Raw genomic sequence first — 18,764 nt, forward strand, 5'->3', positions numbered from 1 at the left:
GCGGCTCGTCTTCACCCCCGACGCGGGTCACCACGCGACCGGTCACCACGCGACCGGTCATCGGGCGACCGGATCGGCGGACGGCAGTGGGCACTGCGCAGTTTCCGCACACTCGACCAGGTCGGCGCAACCGGCCGACAGCGCCGCGCGTAGCGTGTCCGCGACGGTGGTCAGCTCGGCGATCCGCCCCTCCACCTCGGCCAACTTGACCCGGGCCCGCTCCGGCAGGCTGGGCTCGGCTCTTCGGCGCAGCGCCGGCCGGCCGGTGTCGAGCAGTTCGGCGACCTCGGCCAGGCTGAAGCCGAGCCGCTGCGCCGTCTTGATCGCCCGGAGCAGTGTCACCGCCTCCGCCGGGTACGTCCGGTGCCCGCCAGGTGTGCGGGCCGGCTCGGCGAGCAGGCCGCGCCGCTCGTAGTACCGCAGGGTCTGCTGGTTGACCCCGGCTGCCGCCGCGAGCTGGCCGGGGCGCAGGCCGTCAGGCACGGTGCCCGTCTGCCGGTACCCGGGCGGCCAGCGCGTCGAGCACCCGGAGCTGCCCGGCTGGCACGGTGATCTCCCAGCACAGCCGGCCGTCGACCAGACCGAGGTGGAAGGCGAAGAAGGAGCAGCAGCCGGCCTCCCGGACCATCAGGTCGGCGACCCGGGCCGCCACCTGCGGGGTCGGAGTCAGTTCCAGCCGGAGCCGGGCCGGCTCGGCCCGGTACACCGAGCGGACCGCCGTGCCGAGCACCTCGTCGAACTCCGCGAGCCGCAGCGGCTGCTCCGCCGTCGGCAGGGTGCAGGCCGCCGGTACCGCCCCGGACGGGAAGTGTGCGATGTCTGCCATACCTCGACGGTAAGCCGGTACCCCGGTACCGGTTGCAAGCCTGGGGCGGCACAGACCGCTGGCCGCCACGCGGCGTCGGCCGTACGGTGAGCCGGATGTGGGCGCCGTTCGTGCCGGGGCTGCGACTGTGCCGGCTCTTCTACACCGAGGCGGTACGCCCGCTGCTGGTCGAGGCGTTTCCCGGGCTGCGTCACGCGGCGGCCCGGCTCGGGGCCGGGTCGGAGGTGCTCGGCTTCGACACCGAGCGCTCGGTCGACCACGACTGGGGCCCCCGGCTCACCCTGTTCCTCTCCCCCGCCGACCTGGCCCGGTACGGCGAACGGATCCCTGCGCTGCTGGCGGAACGGCTGCCGAAGCAGGTCGCCGGCTGGCCGACCCATTTCCTCCCGGCGGAGGGCCGGTCCCGGGTGCTCGCCCCGACCGACGGGCCGGTGACACATCTGGTGCAGGTCACCGAACTGGGCGCCTGGTGCGACGCACAGCTCGGCTTCGATCCCCGGCGTGGGGTCGACACCTTCGACTGGCTGGCCACCCCGACGCAACTGCTGGCCGAGGCGACCGGTGGTGCCGTCTTCGCCGACGACAGCGGTGAGCTGACCGCGCTGCGGACCGGCCTGCGGTGGTATCCGGACGACGTCTGGCGCTACCTGCTGGCCTGCCAGTGGGCCCGGATCGGCGAGGAGGAGCCGTTCGTGGGACGGGCCGCCGAGGCGGGCGCGGAGGCGGGCAGCCGGATGCTTGCGGCCCGGCTGGTCCGGGACGTGATGCGGCTCTGCCTGCTGCTGGCCCGCCGCTATCCGCCGTACGGGAAGTGGCTGGGCAGCGCGTTCGCGGCCCTGGACGACCCGGCAGCGATCGGCACCGCACTGGACGACGCGTCGGCGATCGGCGCCGCACCGGGCGACGCGTCGGCGATCGGCACCGCACTGGAGGGGGCGCTGACGACCGGGGACCCGGAGCAGCGGCAGGCGGCGCTCTGCACCGCGTACGAGGCGGCCGGGGCGTGGCAGAACCGGCTCGGGCTGGCCGCACCGGTCGAGCCGACCCGACGGTTCTTCCACAGCCGGCCGTACCCGGTGATCGACGCCGGCCGGTTCACGGCCGCCCTGCTGGCCGGGATCACCGACCCCGAGATCACCCGGCTTCCCCTGGTCGGCGGCATCGACCAGTACGTGGACAGCACGCCGTTGACGGCCGGTACCGCCTACGCGCACCAGGTCCGCCGGGCATTCGTCCAAGCTTGGGCCGGCCCCTGCTCCAACGAGTGGGCAGGGCCGGCCGAGCCATCCCCGGCTGTACGGGTTGAGCACAGGCGAGGATCAGATGATCGGCAGGTCGGCTCCGACTGAGCCGAGGCGACGAGGACGAGCAGGGCTGACCCGGCGGTCGCGTCGGTGCCCGCCGAGCTTGACCAGGGCGTTGACGGCCGCCGCGCGGGGCAGTCGGAAGTTCTCACCAACCGTGTACCCGTCCCGGAGCGGCGGGCGAGAACACCGGCCAGCTCCGACAGCAGGGGCGTCGGTCCACTTGCGATGGCCGGCTACCGTCCTGCCACATGACCCACGCAGTGCTGCGCACAACTCGTCACGCCTCCGGCCGTCGCGAGCGGTGGCGGAGTACCGGACCGGTCCATCTCGGTCTCGTCGGACTGTCGCTCCTGGCGTCGGGCTGTACCGGTCAGCAGCCGGCCGCGACGAGGCCCGCAGCACCGCCGGCGGTGACCGCCTCGCCAACCCCGAGCGCCCTGCCTGGCACCGCAACGCCGAACACCCCGCCGGCTGCGGAGGACGGCTGCCCGGTCGACGCGGCGACCCTCTACACGGCGCTCAAGGCCAACCGGGAACTGACCAACGCCCTCAGCGCCGAGATGACCGGCGTCCGGGACCCGGCCTGCCACCGGGGGTACGCGACCGGGACGACGATCGTGCCCCTGGACAAGGCCGACCCGGCCCTGGTCGCCTTCAAGTACGACCGGGACAGTGCGACGTGGACGGCGCTGATGGCCGGTACCGACGGAGTCTGTGAGGATGTCGTCCCGGCCGACATCATTCCGAAATTGCCCGGCTGCATCGGCTCCTGACCACCGGCCGATCATGCCCGATCGGCGTATCATCGCGACCTGGCCCGCCAATTCCGCGTATCGACGGCTCCAAACATGCTCCGGTAGGCTCCTCGGCGATTATCTGAAAATTTCCGGAAGTTGATCCGACCAACTGCCGGAAAGCCACTTTTCCCACCGGACCGATCCGGCCTTCGCGATCCGCAGAGCGGCTGGTGCAGGAGGTGATGGCCGTGGTCGACCGCCCCATTATCGGCGTGCTCACCATGTCCGTCGGTTGCGACTATTTCGGCAGCATTCTCGGTGGAATCGCACGTACGACGGCAGCCGCCGGCGGACGCATGATCGCGATCCAGACGCTGGGCGCCGGGACGTTCGACGTCGACCCACCCGAGGCTCCGGACTTTCCGCACCTGGTGGCCTGGGACCACGTCTCCGCGTTCGTCGTGATCCTCAACTCCGCGCCGTCGGCCTACCTGACGGCGATCCAGCGCACCGGCAGACCGGTAGTAATGATCAGCCACGAAACGCCCGGCGTCTCCTGCCCGGTCGTACTGCCCGACAACCGCAGTGGTGTCCGGCAGGCCGTACTGCACCTGGTCGAACACGGGCATCGGGAGATCGCCTTCGCCGGCTACCTGGAAGTAGGTGACCTGCACGAGCGGTACGAGGCATATCGCGACGCCCTGGTCGAGTGCGGGATAACGCCCCGCGCCGATCTTCATTTCGACACCGGCGACAACCGGGAAAGCGGCGGCGAGCGCGCTGCTCAGGCAATGCTCGCGGCCGGACTGCCGTCCACGGCGGTGATCGCCGGAAACGACCTCAACGCGGTCGGACTGCTCCGCGCGTTGCGGGCGGCCGGCGTCGACGTACCGGGCCGGCAGGCGGTGGTCGGCTTCGACGACATGGAAGGCGTCGTCTACCTCACCCCGAGCCTCTCCACCGTCCGGCAGAGCTTCGACAACCTGGGCCGGGTCGCCGCCGGGCTGGCACTGCGGGCCGTCGCGGGCGAGGAGATCGAGGCCGGCGCCCGCTACGTACCCACCTCGTTCCAGGCCCGCGAATCGTGCGGCTGCCCGGACACCCTGGCTCCGGGTACGCTGCCGGCCGCCTCGGACGACGAGCTGTCGACCGCCGACGACCTGGTCACCCGGCTCGTCACGGCATTCGCCCCCGGCCCGGTCGACCCGGCCCACCGGGCCACGGTCACCCGGGCCGGCAAGCTGGTCGCCGACACCCTCACGGCAGCCGCCGACGGCACGCCGGGGCCGGACCGCCTCGAGTTCCGTCAGGCGCTGATCGGCCTACAGGCGCTGAACCAGCGGCATCCGGAGGAGGTGGCCCGGATGATGCAGTACGTCCGGCGGTTCGGGCTGAACCTGGCCCGGCGTACGGCGGCCCGGGACGAGGCCGGGGCCGAGCGGGTCCGGTCCGGTACCGAGGACATCGTCGTGGCGCTGGCGCAGAGCCGGTCGCGGGCTCGGAAAATCGAGGAGGACGAGTTCCAGACCACCCTCAAGATGCTCTACACGGTCAGCAAGAACCTGCTGCGCAGCCACGAGCGGGATCCCCGGGGACTGGCCTGGATCCAGGACACCAACGCCCGCGGCGGCTGCCTCGGCCTCTGGTCCGGCGCCCCGACCGGCACCGACGACGGCGAGTCCACCCTGGACGTGGTGACCATGTTCGAGCGGGACCGCGGGCCGGTACCGGCGCCGGTCGGCCCGGTGTCGCCCCGGTCGTTCCCGCCGGCCGAACTGGTCGACCTCGCGGACCTGGACGCCGACCAGATGGTCTACGTGGCGCCGCTGCGGATCGGCTCCAGCGACTGGGGGATGCTCGCCCTGGTCGGCCCGATCGAGGCCGACGTGGCCAGCGGCCGGGAGATGATGAACCAGTGGGCGGCGCTGCTGACCATCGCGCTCGACCACGGTGCGGTGCTCAAGTCCCTGCGTGCCCAGGAGGACCTGCTGCGGCACGCGGCGCTCTACGACCCGCTGACCGGGCTGGCCAACCGGACGCTGTTCCTGGACCGGCTCGAGGCGGCGGTGGTCGCCCAGGCCCGCCATCCGGAGCGGCACTACTCGGTACTGCTGCTGGATCTCGACGGCTTCAAGCTGGTCAACGACAGCCTGGGCCACCTGGCCGGCGACCGGCTGCTGATCCAGGTCGCCGAGCGGATCCGGGCCAGCGCCCGGGAGGCCGACGTCGCGGCCCGGTTCGGCGGGGACGAGTTCGCCGTACTGCTGCGACACCGGCCCGGGGGTGAGGACCCGGTCGCGGTGGCGGAGCGGATCCGGGGCGCGCTGGGCGTACCGTTCCGGCTCGGCGAGGAGGAGTTCGTCGTCTCGGCCAGCATCGGCATCTCCCGCAGCACCACCGGCTACCAGCACGCCGAGGACGTGATCCGGGACGCCGACACCGCCATGTACTCGGCGAAGTGGCAGCGCAAGGGCTTGCACGCGGTCTTCGACATCGCCATGCACGAGCGGGTCGTCGGGCGGCTGCGTACCGAGGCGGAACTGCGCCGGGCCCTGGAGGTCGGCGGCTTCGAGCTGCGCTACCAGCCGATCGTCCGACTCGGCGACGGCGGCACCTCCGCCTTCGAGGCCCTGGTCCGCTGGCGGCACCCGGTACGCGGGCTGGTGGCGCCGGGCGACTTCCTGCCGATCGCCGAGGAGAGCGGGCTGATGCCGCCGATCGGGCGCTGGGCGCTGACCGAGGCGTGCCGGCAGCTCGCCGCCTGGCGGGCGAGCGGTTCCGCCCCGGACGGGCTGCGGATGAGCGTCAACGTCTCCAACCGGCAGTTCTGGCACACCCGGCTGCTGGAGGACATCGAGGAGAGCCTGCGGGCGGCCGGGTTGGAGCCGGCGGCTCTGATCATCGAGATCACCGAGGGCGTGATCGTGCACGACGTGCCGGCCGCCCGGACGAAGCTGGCCGCCCTGCACGAGCTGGGCGTGCAGCTCCACATCGACGACTTCGGCACCGGGTACTCGTCGTTGCAGGCCCTGCACCACCTGACGATCGACGCGTTCAAGATCGATCGGTCCTTCGTGGCGCCGCTGGCCACCGACGGCAAGAGCCGCGAGCTGGTGCGGTCGATCGTGTCCATGGGGCTCAACCTGGGGCTGGAGCTGGTGGCCGAGGGCATCGAAACCACCGCCCAGCGGGACCAGTTGCGCCGCTACGGCTGCCATCACGGCCAGGGCTACCTCTTCGCCGGGCCGGTCTCCGGGGCGGAGGCCGAGGCGATCCTCCGCGACGGGATGCCGACCAGCGTCCCCCGGCTGGCGGCCCGGGCCGTCCGCTAGCGGACACCCGCGCCGTCGTCGGCCATCGGGCCGTCCGCCAGCCGGCCGGCGCCGCTCTCGGCCGTCCGGGCCGTCGAGGCCGATCAGCGCCGTTCCCGGCCGTCCGGGCGGTCGGGGCCGATCAGCGCCGTCCTCGGCCGCGTGGGCGGTCGGGGCCGATCAGCGCCGCTCTCGGCGGCGCGGGCCGTCGGGGCCGACCTCCCGATCGGGTACGCCCGGGCCGGCGGTACGCCCGGGCCGCCGTACGCCGGATCGTCGCCGTCGCGCGGCGGTGCGTGCGCGTTCCGGGGTGGCGGAACCATCACTAGACATCGATGGTTGCCGTTGAATATATTTCGATCGACGCTCCGAAATGTTTCAACGCCCACCACCACCGGCAGGGCAAGCCCTGCCATGCGCCGAGGAGTTGCCATGCCCCATCCGCGTTCCGCGCCGAGAGGCCTGTTCGCCATGCTCGCCGCCTCCGCCCTGGCCGTCGCCGCCGGAGCCGTGACCCTCACGGTGGCGACGCCGCCGGTCGCCGCCGCCGCCTGCAACGGCTACGTCGCACTCACCTACGACGACGGCCCCAACAGCGGCACCACGACCGCGCTGCTCAACGCGCTGCGCTCGGCCGGTGCCCGGGCCACCTTCTTCAACGTCGGCCAGCGGGTCCAGCAGAACGCCGCCCTGACCCGCGCACAGCAGCAGGCCGGGATGTGGATCGGCAACCACAGTTGGACGCATCCGCACATGACCCAGCTCAGCACCGCCCAGATGACCTCGGAGATCAGCCAGACCCAGCAGGCCATCCAGCAGGCCACCGGGAGCGCGCCGAGGCTGTTCCGGCCGCCGTACGGCGAGACCAACGCCACGCTCAGGTCGGTGCAGGCCCAGTTCGGACTCACCGAGGTCTTGTGGAGCGTGGACTCCCAGGACTGGAACGGGGCCAGTACGGCCGCGATCGTGCAGGCCGCCAACAGTCTCCAGGACGGCGGCGTCATCCTCATGCACGACGGCTACCAGACCACCATCAACGCCGTACCGCAGATCGTCTCGAACCTGGCCAACCGCAACCTCTGCCCCGGGATGATCTCCCCGACCACGGGCCGGGCAGTCGCCCCCGACGGCACCAACCCGCCCACCAACCCACCGACGAACCCGCCCACCAACCCGCCCACGAACCCGCCGACGCAGGGACCGGGGGGCTGTACCGCCACGGTGTCGCTGAACTCCTGGAACGGCGGCTTCGTGGCCACCGTACGGGTGACCGCCGGTTCGTCCGGCACCAACGGCTGGTCGGTACGGCTGACCCTGCCCTCCGGGGCCACGATCACGAACTCGTGGAACAGCCAGCGCAGCGGCACCAGCGGCGCGGTGACGTTCACCAACGTGAGCTTCAACGGCCGGATCGCCGCCGGCCAGTCGGTCGAGTTCGGTTTCCAGGGCACCGGCAGCGGGAGCGGCATGACCCCCACCTGCACCGCGAGCTGAGCCACGGATGACCGGTGCGGAGGACCGTCCTGACCTTCGTACCGGCACCCGGCCCGGTCGCCGCCAGGACTGCGGCGCGGAGCGCGAGGGCGTACCCGATGGGTCGACGTGTCCTCGGCGGATCACCGATAGGGCAGTGATCTGACGTCGGGCGCCCGGCGGGCCGTGAGGCCGCCAGCCGGGCGCCCGACCCGGACCTCGGGTGTCACGGACGCGCCGCCGCCCCCGGCAGTTCGTCCGCGGCGCCGTCTACGACGGGCCTTCGGTCTCTGCGAAACCTTGTCCCGTCTCCCCCGTTCACGACGACACCTCCCCAGGTTCGCCCGCCCCGGCATAATCCTCTCGGCGTGCCTGCCCGAGCGTTCGCAGCGATGATACGCACACGGCAGGTGATCCCGTCAACATTTGTGGACACCCCTGTGGCATGCTGTAAACCACTGGATCCAGTCCCGAAGGAGGCCGGATGGCTGAGGAGTCGGGCGAGGTCCGCGTTCCCGGGGTGCTGGCCGACCGGCTGGACCGGCTCTTCGACCGGATCCGGAAACCCGACGGCAGCGCGTACAGCCTTCGCGAGGTCGCGGACGCGATCACCGCGCAGGGCGAGTCCATTTCGCACACCTACATCGGACAGTTACGTACCGGCAAGAAACGCGACCCCAACCTCAGCCACCTCCGGGCGCTGGCAAGGTTCTTCGGCGTACCGGTCGAGTACTTCACCAGCGACCGGCTGGCCGCCGACGTCGACAAGGAACTCGACCTCGCCGCCGCGTTGCAGCAGGTACGCGCCCGCACCGTCGCGCTGCGCAAGTCCGTCATCCCGGAGGCACAGTCGGCCATCGACGCCCTCACCGAACTACTCGGCGTGATCCGCGAGCTTGAACAGGGCAAGCCGGACGCGGATGATGGCGCGTGAATGCGGATCGCGGTCTGGCGACAGCACGCCGCACTGAGGGACGGTGGGCCCATGACGCTACGGCAGGTTCGCCGACGCTGTGAGCAGCTCGCGCGCGGTATCCGGGTGCCGGACCCGTTCGATCTCGACACGTTCATCAGCGACTTCGGCACCGACCGGGGGCGTCCGGTCCACCTGATCGCGTTCGACCTGCCGCCGGGAGCACCGTGCGGGCTGTGCGTATCGACCGACGTGGCCGACTACCTGGTGGTGACCTCGGCCGCGACCGGGATGCAGCGGGTGCACATCGCCCTGCACGAGCTGGCCCACCTGCTGCTCGAACACCGACTGCACCTGATCGACGACGTACAGGGCAGCCGGCAACTGTTCCGGCACCTCGATCCGGGCGTGGTCCGCGCGATGTTCGCCCGGACCAACTACAGCAGCCAGGAGGAACAGGAGGCGGAGACGCTGGCCTCGTTGCTCGGGCAACGGGCCGGGCTGTGGCGCCCGCCGGCACCGCGTACCCCGAGCGACCCGGTGGTCGAGCGGCTCGGCCGGTCGCTGGAACACTAGCGTTCACCGGAGCGGTCGCTGAAATCGTCGCCGGAACACCAGCGTTCACCGGAGCGGTCGCTGGAACACCAGCGTTCACCGGAGAGCACTAGAGTGATGCCGGATGGACGGTAAGAGCGGCATCTTCCTGTTCTGCGCGGCGGTGGCGTGGATCGCGGTCGGCTACAAGGTCGCCGCGCTGGCCCGCAACCCCCGCAACCTCAACCTCTGGATCCTGACCCTCTGCATCGCCCTGCCGGCCGCCGGGTTCACCATGGCCATAACGGCCGTCTACACGGCGGTGAGCCGGCTCTTCGGCGTACCGAACCTGGCCTCGCTGCTGGTCTACAGCTGCATCGTCGGCTACAGCATCACCGCGCTGATCATGCTGATGCTCTGGCACATGCCGGCGGCCGAGGCACTGCCCCGGGCCAGGGTGCTGGTGGTCTTCTACGGCCTGGTGCTCGTCGCGATGGCGGTACTCTTCGCTTTCAGCGGGGCCACCGTCGAGAGTCCCAGCGACTTCGACGACATCTACGGCCCCCGGCCGGTCGGCGGCACGTTCCTGCTCGTCTACGTCTCCGCCTTCGCCTTCGGGCTCGGAGTCGCCGCCTGGCGCAGCCTCCAGTTCGCCAACCGGGTCGCCCGGACCGACGGCCGCCCGTGGCTGCGCCGAGGGCTGCGACTGGTCGCGGCCGGATCGATCGTCGCGCTCGGCTACTGCCTCGGCAAGGCGGGGTACGTCATCGCCGCCTGGCTCGGCACCCGACTGCCGGCCCTCAGCGACATCGGTACGCTCTGCGCCTGCCTCGGCGCGCTGGTGATCACCGTCGGCTTCACCATCCCGTCCTGGGGGCCGCGCCTGTCGGCCGGTGCGGACCGGGTCGGACGGGCCCGCAGCTACCTCCGGCTCTATCCACTGTGGCACGCGATGTACCAGGGGATGCCGGAGATCGCCCTGGACCCGCCGACGTCACGCGGGGCCGACCTGCGGATGCTGCGGGACCTCGACTTCGCGCTCTACCGGCGGCTCGTCGAGATCCGGGACGGCCGGCTCGCCCTCGCGCCCTACCTGACGCCGGTCGACGCGGCGGATCTGCCGACCGGCCGGAACGCCCGGTCGGACGACGCGACCCGGGAGGCGATCCGGATCCGCGACGCGCTCACTCGACTGCGGGCCGCCGGCCCGGAACAGCAGCCGGGCGGGGAGGCCCCTACGGCACGACAGGCAGGTCCGACCGCACCGCAGGCAGGTCCGGGGGCGCCGTCGTCGGGCGGTGACGAGGACCCGGCCGGGGACCTCGAATTCACCGTCAGGGTCTCGGCGGCGCTGCGCCGACTGCCACCCGCCGCCGCGCACACCGACCCCGGCGTACCGGCGCGGAGCTGACCGGGACGATGCTGCACCGCCCCGGCCGCTTCGACCGGCTACGCGAGATCCGCCGCCTCGACCCGGTACGGGACAGTCACCGGATCTACCGGACCACCGCACTCTGGGAGTTTCCGTTCGACGTCCGGATGGGACTGCTGCTGGCGTTCTGGCGTACCTTCGCCGTGCCGTCGATCGCCGAACTGTTGGCCGCGACGGGTGAGACGACGCAGCGTACCGAGCGGCGGGCCGACGACACCGGCATCCTGATGTACACGCTGATCGAGCACGGCCTGGACCACCCGCTCGGGCGGGCGGCCACCCGCCGGCTCAACCAGTTGCACCGGCGGTACGCGATCGACAACGACGACTACCGTTACGTGCTCGGCACCTTCGTCTTCGTCGGTCTCCGCTGGCTCGACCGGTACGGCTGGCGCCCGCTCTGCTGTCACGAGCGCACCGCCGTCTACCACTTCTACGCCGAACTCGGCCGTCGGCTGCGGATCGCCGACATTCCGCCGGACCTCGACAGCTACGCGAAGTGGTACGACGCGTTCGAGGCGGAACGCTTCGCGCCCAGCCCCGCCGCGCGGCAGCTCATCACCGCGACCAAGAGCCTGCTCGCCGACCTGCCGAGGCCACTGGTACCGGTCGGCGGCCGGGTCGCCGACGCGCTGCTCGATCCGCCGCTGCGCGAGGCGGTCGGGGTGTCCCCGCCACCGTGGTGGGCCCGGGCACTGCTGGCCGGCGGGCTCGCCGGACGGGCCGCGTACCTGCGGCACGGCGCGACGCCCCGGAGCCGGCAGTATCTCGAAGGTGGCGTGCGGGCCAAGTCCTACCCCGCCGGCTACGACATCGCCACGGTCGGCCCGCCCGACCACCGTCCGGGGCCCGCTCGGGAGCGGACGGAGTTGCGGGTGGAGGTCGTACACCTGCTCGTCGGCCGCGGCCTGCTGATGCTCTCCGGACGACGTACCGGTGGCCCGCTCGCGATCGGAGACATGGTGTCGATCCGGACGCCGGGCGGCGCGACCGTCCGGACCACCATCCGGGTCGTCGAACTGCACGGTCGACCGGGCACGACGACGGTCGGGATCGAGCCCGGCGTCGGCGAGATCCCGGCCGGTTCGGTCCTGCACACCGGCTAGACGTCCGCGCTCCTGGCCGCTGCCGAGGCCGTCGGCGAGATCGGACCGGGCGGGGAGTTCGCGTCCAGCCTGCCACGCTTCAGAGCAGGGACGATCAGCCCGTCCACGCCATGGGAGTTCGCGGCCGGCCACGCTTCCGAGCGGGGACGATCAGCCCGCCCACATCGCCGGCGAGCAGCCCGGCCGCGTTGTCCGCGCGTCCGCCGGACCTCGGCCCGCGTCGTCTCCGCGCCACCCTCACCCGGGCGCGGGGTGGCATCGACGCGATGTCGTTCATATGCGTGTGGCATCGACGCGCTGGCACAATGGCCGCGCTCAGACGCCGGAACGGGGACGGGAGATCGATGGTGACGACGACCGACGAGCGGAACACGCCGGACGAGCGGATGGCGCAGGACGAGCGGAAGATGCACGACGAGCGGATTGTGCCGGACGAGACGACAGTGCCGATGCTGCCCTGCGTGTCGGCGGACGAGACGCTGGCCTTCTGGCGGGCGCTCGGTTTCGAGGTGACCTGGGAGCAGCGGAAGCCGTACCTGTATCTGGCGTTCCGGTGGAGCGGGTTCGAGCTGCACTACGGCGCCGCTACGGCCGGCCTCGACCCGACGGCCGAGAACACCGGCGGCTGCCTGGTGATGGTCGGCGCGGTCGCGCCGTACCACGCGGCGTTCGTGGCGGCGATGCGGAAGACGTACGGGAAGGTGCTCGCCAAGGGGCTGCCGCGGATCACCCGGTACCGGCCGGGTGCCTCCCGGTTCAGCATCGTCGACCCGTCCGGGAACTCGATCGTCTTCATCCGGCGCGACGAGCCGGAAGGACTGGAGTACGGCGGTTCGAAGCGGCTTACCGGGCTGGCCAAGGTACTGGACAACGCCCGCATCCTGCGCGAGTTCAAGACCGACGACAGGGCCGCCTTCCGGGCGCTCAACTCGGGGCTGCGCCGGCACGGCGACGCGGCCACGGCCGTCGAACGGGCCACGGCGCTCGCCGCCCTGATCGAGCTGTCGATCGCGCTCGACGAGCCGGACCGGGTGCCGGAGTGGGGTTCCCGACTGCGGGAGATCCCGCTGAGCGGATCGGACCGGGAGCAGGTGGAACGCGCCGTCGCCGACCCGGCGACGCTGAGCGGGTGGCTGGCTGACGAGGCGTGAGCCTCGGGGCGGCGCGGAGGAGCGCGACGAGGCGTACGGCGAGGGGTTGACCGAGCAGGATGCCGAGGAGAACCAGTACGAGCCCGCAGATCTGTTGCGGCGCCAGGGTCTCGCCGGCCACGGCCGTGCCGAGCAGTACGCCGGTCACCGGGTTGAGCAGCCCGACCAGGCCCACCGTGCCGGCGCTCAGGTGCCGCAGTCCGGTGAACCAGGCGGCGAAGGCGAGCGCGGTGGCCACCACCGTGACGTACCCGAAGCCGGCGACCGCCGGCCAGTCCAGGGCGGGCGGTCGTCCCTCCACCGCGACGGCGGCCGGCAGCAGGACCATGCCCCCGGCGACGAGCTGCCAGGCGGTCAGCGAGAAGACGTCGGTGCCCGCGCTCCACTTCTTGGCCAGCACGTAGCCGAGTGAGGACATCAGCATCGCCGCGACGGAGGCGAGTACGCCGGAGAGGTCCACGGCGACCGCGCCGTCGAGTAGCAGGAGGCAGACGCCGCCGATCCCGATGCCGGCGCCGAGCAGGTGCGTGATCCGGGGACGTTCGGAGAGCGCTGCCCAGGCGATCAGCATCATGCTGACCGGTGCGGTCGCCATGATCGTCGAGGCGATGCTCGTCGGCAGGACCTGTGCCGCCAGGTACACCAGGGCGAAGAACGCGCCCATGTTCAGGGTGCCGAGGACCAGTGACCGCCACCACCACGAGCCGTGCGGAAGATTCCGGCGTACGAGCAGGAGCAGGAGGCCGGCGGGGAGCGCCCGGATGGCCGCCCCGTACAGCGGATAGTCGGCCGGCAGGAACCGGTGGGTGACGAAGTAGGTCGCGCCCCAGGCCACCGGAGCGATCGCGGTCACGGGTACCCATCGGAAGTTAGCTTCCATGGAAGACACCATACCTTCCGAGGAAGGTATAGTGCGAGGGTGACCGAGTACCTGGATCATGTGGCCCGGATCCAGCAGGCCTGGGCCCGCGAACGGCCCGACCTCGACGCGAGCCCCCAGGGCGTGATCGGCCGCCTGCACCGCCTCGCCGACCACCTCGGCGAACAACTCCGGGTCGTCTACCGGCGGTACGGGCTCGGCGAGGGCGAGTTCGACGTCCTCGCCACACTCCGCCGGGCGGGCGCGCCTTTCGAGCGCGCCCCCGGCGAACTGGCTGCCTTCACCATGGTCACCACGGGCGCGATGACGAAACGCATCGACCGACTGGAACGCGACGGGCTGGTCACCCGGCGCCCCAGCACTTCCGACGGACGAGGACGGGTCGTCGCCCTCACCGAGGCCGGTCGGGAACTCATCGACCAGGCGTTCACCGAGCACATGCGCAACGAGCGCCGCCTACTCGACCTGCTGCCGCCGGACGACGCCGCTCAACTCGAACGACTCCTCGCGACCTGGCTCGCGTCCTTCGAGGCGCCACTTCGGACGGAAGTGTCGGACGACGATTCGTAGCCGCGCGGCGCGACGCAGCACAGCCGTGCGGGGTGACGCCACAGCCACTCGGCGTGACGCACCGGGAAACTGTAACCCAACGGTCCCGAACCCCTCCGGCGCCCACTTGAACCGACCTTGCCATTGAGATATGTCTCTATAGATATGTCTAACTCGTAAAGGTATCTACGATGAGCGAAATCCGACGGATCACCACCGAGTCCGCGATCATGCCGGCCAGCCCGAGCGCGGCGAAGACGAGCGCGGCGACGAGCAGGCGACGGGCGAGCACGGGTTGGCCGCCGACCAGGTAGGTGGAGACCCCGAAGGCGCCACCGACGACACTCAACGCCATCGGAATCAGCCTCATAGGCGTGACGTCACCCGAAAAGATCAAGAAGCCGGAGACAACAGCGAAGAAGATCGCTACGTTCGCGAGGGCGTTGCGGAACAGCCGGAAGGAACTCTCCCGCAGTGCCCCGACCTCCTGCTGATATCTCTCAAGTGGCTCCTGTCCCGGCTTGGAGGCTCGTCGCCATACGTCACGCCGCGGTTGCCCTGGGCTCATGGCAGACACGATAGTAACGTCGGGCATTACCGTCAGTCCCAGTCGATCAGGGACCGTCACCGGGACACGCGCCGCTGCTTTCTCGACGCATCGAGTGGGTCGCACACGTCGATGGCAGGTCAAGGGCACTGACCGGGTCGAAGATCGTGAGCAGATCGGGGTGGCTCCGATGCCCTGACAAAGATGCCCCTCACGCTGACTCGCGCGCCCTGCCGGTATCCCGGTACGCCGGACCCGGTGCGGCGGGGGCGTCCTTCCCTCCGCACCGGGTATCCGCCGGCGTCAACTGGCGGCGCCGGTGGGCCGCCGCCGTTGCCTGGCAGCACAGGTGACGCTCGTCCCGGCCCGGATCCGGTGCCGTGGAAGCCGGATCCGGCTCGACGGCCCGGCAACGAGCAGCCGTTCGTAGCTGATGCCCCGCCACCCGCAGGCGGCCCGGCATCGGATCGGTGGCATCCCGCCGGAACCTGACGACAGGTTGCCGAAAACTTCCGATAATCCAGCCCCGTCGATGAACCGTACCACTATTAATACCGATCGGAGCCCGTCCACACAAGACCTGGGTGGGATGGATGTGAGCCCGCCAACAGCTCCCGGAAGAGAGCCGGAACTTCCGGCGCCACGATCGCCCAGCGGTGTCTCCGACCCATGGCCGACCAGCGCTTCCACCCCGGCTCGGCACGGCCGAGCAGGGACTCGCCCGTCCGGGGCCGGAGAAACAGCCTGCGGAACGGGTACGGGTCCCTGCTCGGCAGCACCGATCTAGCTGCGGCGGTACACGGAGACGTGACTCTGGCTGTCGCCGTCGAACGGTCGCCGGTGCCAGTCGGCGTACCGCTCGGCGAGTCGGAGACCGGCCTGTTCCGCCATCTGGTCGATCTGCTCGGGCCAGGCGTACCGCATGCCGAACGGCTTCAGGTGTACGCCCTGAGCGTCGAACCTGATCGTCTGCCGGACGAACGTCTGCGCGGCCCGGTCGAACCGGTGCAGCCGGATGGTCGCCGAGTCTTCCGTCACGTCCCGGACCTGGACCTGCTGCTCGCTCCGGTCCATGTCGGCCGGGTCGGGGACGTACGCCTCGATCACGAATGCACCGTCCGGCGCCAACACCCGGGCGACGTTACGGAAGCAGTCCTCCTGCCGCCGTACGTCGACCAGGTTGAACAGCGTGTTGTAGACCAGGTATGCCAGTGTGAACGGTCCGGTGACCGGTACGTCCGCCATGTCGCCGATGGCAACCGGCAACTGCTCGCCGCCCGGCTTGGCACGGAGTTGCGCCACCATCTCCTCGGACGCCTCGACGCCCTCGACGGCGAGGCCGCGCGCGGCCAGCGGAAGCGCGACCCGGCCCGTGCCGATCGCGAGTTCCAGCACCGGCCCGCCGTCGGCGAGACCCTCGAGGAAGTCCACCGCCGGTCCTGGGTCCGGGTTGGGGCCGTTGTCGTAGCCGGCGGCCCAGAGCCGCCCGAAGAGCCCGGGATCGTCGAGTACGGACATCAGATCCGCCCTCCGCGACCGCCCGGCGCCATCGCCGGGAGCGTGCCGGTCGGACCTGTCCTACCGACCGCCGCCCACGGCGTGTTTGCTGAGATCAGCGTAGTCATGAAGCCTCGTATCTCCTGGGTAGACAACGAATTCCTGCTGGCGGGTCCTCGACGTCGGCCTCATGGTCGTCTCCCTTCGATCGGCTCGGCACAGGACAACAGATGCCCGAACGCGGCGGCAACCGGATTACCTCCCACGCGTCCCGAGCGCTGACGCGCCGCAGCCCACCAGCGGTCCTGCGGGACATGGTCACGAGCGGCGTCGCCAGCACCCGGGCAGGCGCCGGCCGGACGACGACCTGAGCCGGGTCGGCCGACCCGCCGGTTGACCGCTCGTACCGGCACGGCGGGTCCGTGGCGGATCGCTCACGGACGATCCGCCGGAGCGGACCGGTTGTCGCCGGACCCGGCAGACCCTACGGGGAGTTGTGCTGACCGAACGACGGGTGACGCCCGCCAGGGCCACGGCACAACACTGTGCACCGTGACATATCAGGACTCGCCGTACCCGTGGCAGCCGCCACCGCCGGGCCAGGAGTTGGCCCTGCCCGACCGGCACCTGCCCACGCCGTTGCCGCCCACCCTGCCGTTGCCGCTTTCCCCGCCGGCCGTACCGGTCCCGGTGGTACCGATGCCCGTTCCGATGGCGGTTCCGATGGCGGTTGCCGTGCCGCAGAAGTCGGCAGGTGCCGCCGTCGCCCTCGAACTGGTACTCGGACTCTTCGGCATCTTCGGGGTCGGCAACCTCTACGCCGGCCGTACCGCCGCCGGGGTGATCCTGATGCTGTCGTTCTGGGGGTTGTTCTGGGTCAACCTGTTCCTGGTCCTGCTGTTCATCGGCTTCGTGACGATGCCACTGACCTGGGTGGGCTACCTCGTGATCAGTCCACTGCTCGCCGCGCGCGGCGTCGAACGCCACAACGCGCGGGTCCTCACCGGATATCCCGGCTACTAGCTCGTGGTGCCGCCGGACGAAACTACCGGACCGGCGGCGGGCCCCAGCAGGTCCCACCGGTTCCCGGCAACGTCGAGAAACACCGCCACCCGCCCGTACGGCTCGGTTCTCGGTACGGTCACGAACTCGACGCCGGCCGCCACCATCCGGTCGTACGCGGATTCGAAGTCGTCGACGCGGAGGAAGAATCCGACGCGCCCGGCCACCTGGTCGCCGAGCACGGCAGCCTGCCGCTCGCCGTCGGCGCGGGCGAGCAGGATGCCGGTCTCGGCGCCGGGCGGCCGGACCACGACCCACCGTTTCGGCCGGCCGTCGTTCGTCAGCGACGGCGAGTCCTCGACCAGGTCGAAACCGAGCACTCCGGTGAAGAACTCGATCGCCGGCTCGTACTCCGCCACCACGATGGTCACCAGGTCGATCCGCACCCGCCGAAGCCTAGACGCCCCGGCCGGCGCTCGGTCTCGGCGGGCAGGAGCCCACGTCCGCAGTCGCAACGCGGCTGCCGCGAACCCGGGCGATGCTGCCTAGGCGTCCCGGCCGACGCGTACCCGGTCGAGGTAGTCGACCAGCGCGCGCATCTGGTCGGTCGGCCACGGCAGGCGCCGGCCGATCTCCTCGCTGTTCTCGGCCCACATCCGCCGCGCCACCGTCCTGGTCCGTTCGCCGTCGGCGCCGGCCGGGTGGAACCGGTCCGCCAGCGCGTCCCAGCGGTCGACCAGCGCCCGTACCGCCGGGTCGTCGGTCGGGCTGTCCTCCTGTACGTGCCGCAGCAGTTCCGCCACGAGTCCGGCCCACTCCAGCCTGGCCGTCTCCACGCCGTCCGGGCCGAGTGCCGCCCGCCGCTCGGCCAACTGCTCCCGCTGTTCGGTGCTGAACGAGGTGTCGAACACAGAGATCATCTCCAGGGTCGTCAGGAACTGGTCCGGACCGGGCATCGACGCCGATTCGAGCTGGCCGAGCAAGCCGTGCAACCGCTCGGTGAGCTGCCTGAGCCGGATCGCGTGCGTCTCCAGCCCACGCAGTTGGGCCGTCAGCAGCTCACGCATCGCGGCCAGGTCGTCCGCCGTGTCGGCCAGTACCGCCGCGATCTCCTCCAGGGACAGGCCGAGCCCCCGCAGCGCCCTGATCCGGTACAGCCGGCGCAGGTCGCGCTCGGTGTACCGGCGGTGCCCCGACGTGGTGCGTTCGGCCGCCCGGAGTAGGCCGATCTCGTCGTAGTGGTGCAGCGCACGGACCGTCGTCCCGGTGAGCCGTGCCAGCTCACCGATGCTCCACCGACGTCCGGTGGCGTCTCTCCCGGTCACGTCGGGAACGCTACGACCTCCCGTGGCGTCAGGTTCAAGTCCGGCCGGGGCCGACCAGGAACCCCGACGGACCACAGGAACCCCGACGGACCACCGGACACCAAGCACGCGGCCACCGGGCCCCGGGCACCCGGGCGTCTGGGCACCACGCATCTCGGCACCCAGGCATCCGGG

17 protein-coding genes and 1 pseudogene are annotated in these 18,764 nt (G+C 71.2%); 11 read left to right on the forward strand and 7 right to left on the reverse strand.

Annotated elements, in window-relative coordinates; all coding sequences use genetic code 11:
- Nucleotides 1–57: 57 nt before the first annotated feature.
- Entirely contained in the window at nucleotides 58–483 is a 426-nt protein-coding gene (locus Pen02_RS36530; protein ID WP_203870764.1) for a MerR family transcriptional regulator, read from the reverse strand.
- On the reverse strand, nucleotides 476–826 hold the full coding sequence (locus Pen02_RS36535; protein WP_203870765.1) for a hypothetical protein: 351 nt from the start codon (nucleotides 824–826) through the stop codon (nucleotides 476–478). The genes Pen02_RS36530 and Pen02_RS36535 overlap by 8 nt, the downstream gene beginning before the upstream one ends.
- Before the next feature lie 95 nt (nucleotides 827–921).
- Between Pen02_RS36535 and Pen02_RS36540 the strand changes: the two genes are divergently transcribed.
- The 9 genes from Pen02_RS36540 to Pen02_RS36580 all read left to right on the forward strand — a co-directional run bounded on the left by Pen02_RS36540 (nucleotide 922) and on the right by Pen02_RS36580 (nucleotide 12,790).
- Nucleotides 922–2,175: a DUF4037 domain-containing protein gene (locus tag Pen02_RS36540; RefSeq protein ID WP_203870766.1), complete on the forward strand. Its 1,254-nt coding sequence runs from the start codon at nucleotides 922–924 to the stop codon at nucleotides 2,173–2,175.
- A gap of 368 nt (nucleotides 2,176–2,543) precedes the next feature.
- The gene (locus Pen02_RS36545; protein ID WP_203870767.1) at nucleotides 2,544–2,906 is read left to right on the forward strand and encodes a hypothetical protein; all 363 of its coding nucleotides are present in this window, start codon (nucleotides 2,544–2,546) and stop codon (nucleotides 2,904–2,906) included.
- A gap of 194 nt (nucleotides 2,907–3,100) precedes the next feature.
- Complete coding sequence (locus Pen02_RS36550) at nucleotides 3,101–6,202, forward strand: EAL domain-containing protein (RefSeq protein WP_203870768.1); 3,102 nt, start codon at nucleotides 3,101–3,103, stop codon at nucleotides 6,200–6,202.
- 411 nt (nucleotides 6,203–6,613) lie between these two features.
- Nucleotides 6,614–7,675 carry a polysaccharide deacetylase family protein gene (locus tag Pen02_RS36555; protein WP_239141882.1) on the forward strand — a complete coding sequence of 354 codons (1,062 nt, stop codon included), beginning with the start codon at nucleotides 6,614–6,616 and terminating at the stop codon, nucleotides 7,673–7,675.
- Nucleotides 7,676–8,138: 463 nt separating this feature from the next.
- Nucleotides 8,139–8,588, forward strand: coding sequence for a helix-turn-helix domain-containing protein (locus tag Pen02_RS36560; protein WP_203870770.1), 450 nt, complete (start codon nucleotides 8,139–8,141; stop codon nucleotides 8,586–8,588).
- A gap of 51 nt (nucleotides 8,589–8,639) precedes the next feature.
- Entirely contained in the window at nucleotides 8,640–9,143 is a 504-nt protein-coding gene (locus Pen02_RS36565; protein WP_203870771.1) for a hypothetical protein, read from the forward strand.
- Between the two features lie 103 nt (nucleotides 9,144–9,246).
- A complete protein-coding gene (locus Pen02_RS36570) occupies nucleotides 9,247–10,512 on the forward strand; it encodes an MAB_1171c family putative transporter (RefSeq protein WP_203870772.1) in 1,266 nt (421 codons plus the stop codon).
- Nucleotides 10,513–10,520: 8 nt separating this feature from the next.
- Nucleotides 10,521–11,639: an oxygenase MpaB family protein gene (locus tag Pen02_RS36575; protein ID WP_203870773.1), complete on the forward strand. Its 1,119-nt coding sequence runs from the start codon at nucleotides 10,521–10,523 to the stop codon at nucleotides 11,637–11,639.
- Between the two features lie 344 nt (nucleotides 11,640–11,983).
- The gene (locus Pen02_RS36580) at nucleotides 11,984–12,790 is read left to right on the forward strand and encodes a DUF8817 family protein (RefSeq protein WP_239141884.1); all 807 of its coding nucleotides are present in this window, start codon (nucleotides 11,984–11,986) and stop codon (nucleotides 12,788–12,790) included.
- 64 nt (nucleotides 12,791–12,854) lie between these two features.
- Here Pen02_RS36580 and Pen02_RS36585 read toward each other — a convergent pair.
- Nucleotides 12,855–13,730: pseudogene (locus tag Pen02_RS36585) on the reverse strand (EamA family transporter); the annotation flags it as partial.
- On the opposite strand from Pen02_RS36585, the gene Pen02_RS36590 reads away from it, so the two are divergent.
- The gene (locus Pen02_RS36590; protein WP_203870774.1) at nucleotides 13,710–14,240 is read left to right on the forward strand and encodes a MarR family winged helix-turn-helix transcriptional regulator; all 531 of its coding nucleotides are present in this window, start codon (nucleotides 13,710–13,712) and stop codon (nucleotides 14,238–14,240) included. The pseudogene Pen02_RS36585 and the gene Pen02_RS36590 overlap by 21 nt on opposite strands.
- Nucleotides 14,241–14,388: 148 nt before the next feature.
- Here the strand turns inward: Pen02_RS36590 and Pen02_RS36595 are convergent, their stop codons facing one another.
- The gene (locus Pen02_RS36595; protein ID WP_203870775.1) at nucleotides 14,389–14,589 is read right to left on the reverse strand and encodes a hypothetical protein; all 201 of its coding nucleotides are present in this window, start codon (nucleotides 14,587–14,589) and stop codon (nucleotides 14,389–14,391) included.
- A 960-nt stretch (nucleotides 14,590–15,549) separates the two neighbouring features.
- Entirely contained in the window at nucleotides 15,550–16,284 is a 735-nt protein-coding gene (locus Pen02_RS36600; protein ID WP_203870776.1) for a class I SAM-dependent methyltransferase, read from the reverse strand.
- A gap of 531 nt (nucleotides 16,285–16,815) precedes the next feature.
- On the opposite strand from Pen02_RS36600, the gene Pen02_RS36605 reads away from it, so the two are divergent.
- A complete protein-coding gene (locus tag Pen02_RS36605; protein ID WP_203870777.1) occupies nucleotides 16,816–17,286 on the forward strand; it encodes a hypothetical protein in 471 nt (156 codons plus the stop codon).
- Here Pen02_RS36605 and Pen02_RS36610 read toward each other — a convergent pair.
- Entirely contained in the window at nucleotides 17,283–17,711 is a 429-nt protein-coding gene (locus Pen02_RS36610; RefSeq protein ID WP_203870778.1) for a VOC family protein, read from the reverse strand. The two genes, Pen02_RS36605 and Pen02_RS36610, sit on opposite strands and share 4 nt — an antisense overlap.
- Before the next feature lie 99 nt (nucleotides 17,712–17,810).
- A complete protein-coding gene (locus tag Pen02_RS36615) occupies nucleotides 17,811–18,590 on the reverse strand; it encodes a MerR family transcriptional regulator (RefSeq protein ID WP_239141886.1) in 780 nt (259 codons plus the stop codon).
- Nucleotides 18,591–18,764: the final 174 nt, after the last annotated feature.

Origin of the sequence: Plantactinospora endophytica, assembly GCF_016862915.1 — a bacterium.
Classification (GTDB): Bacteria; Actinomycetota; Actinomycetes; order Mycobacteriales; family Micromonosporaceae; genus Plantactinospora; species Plantactinospora endophytica.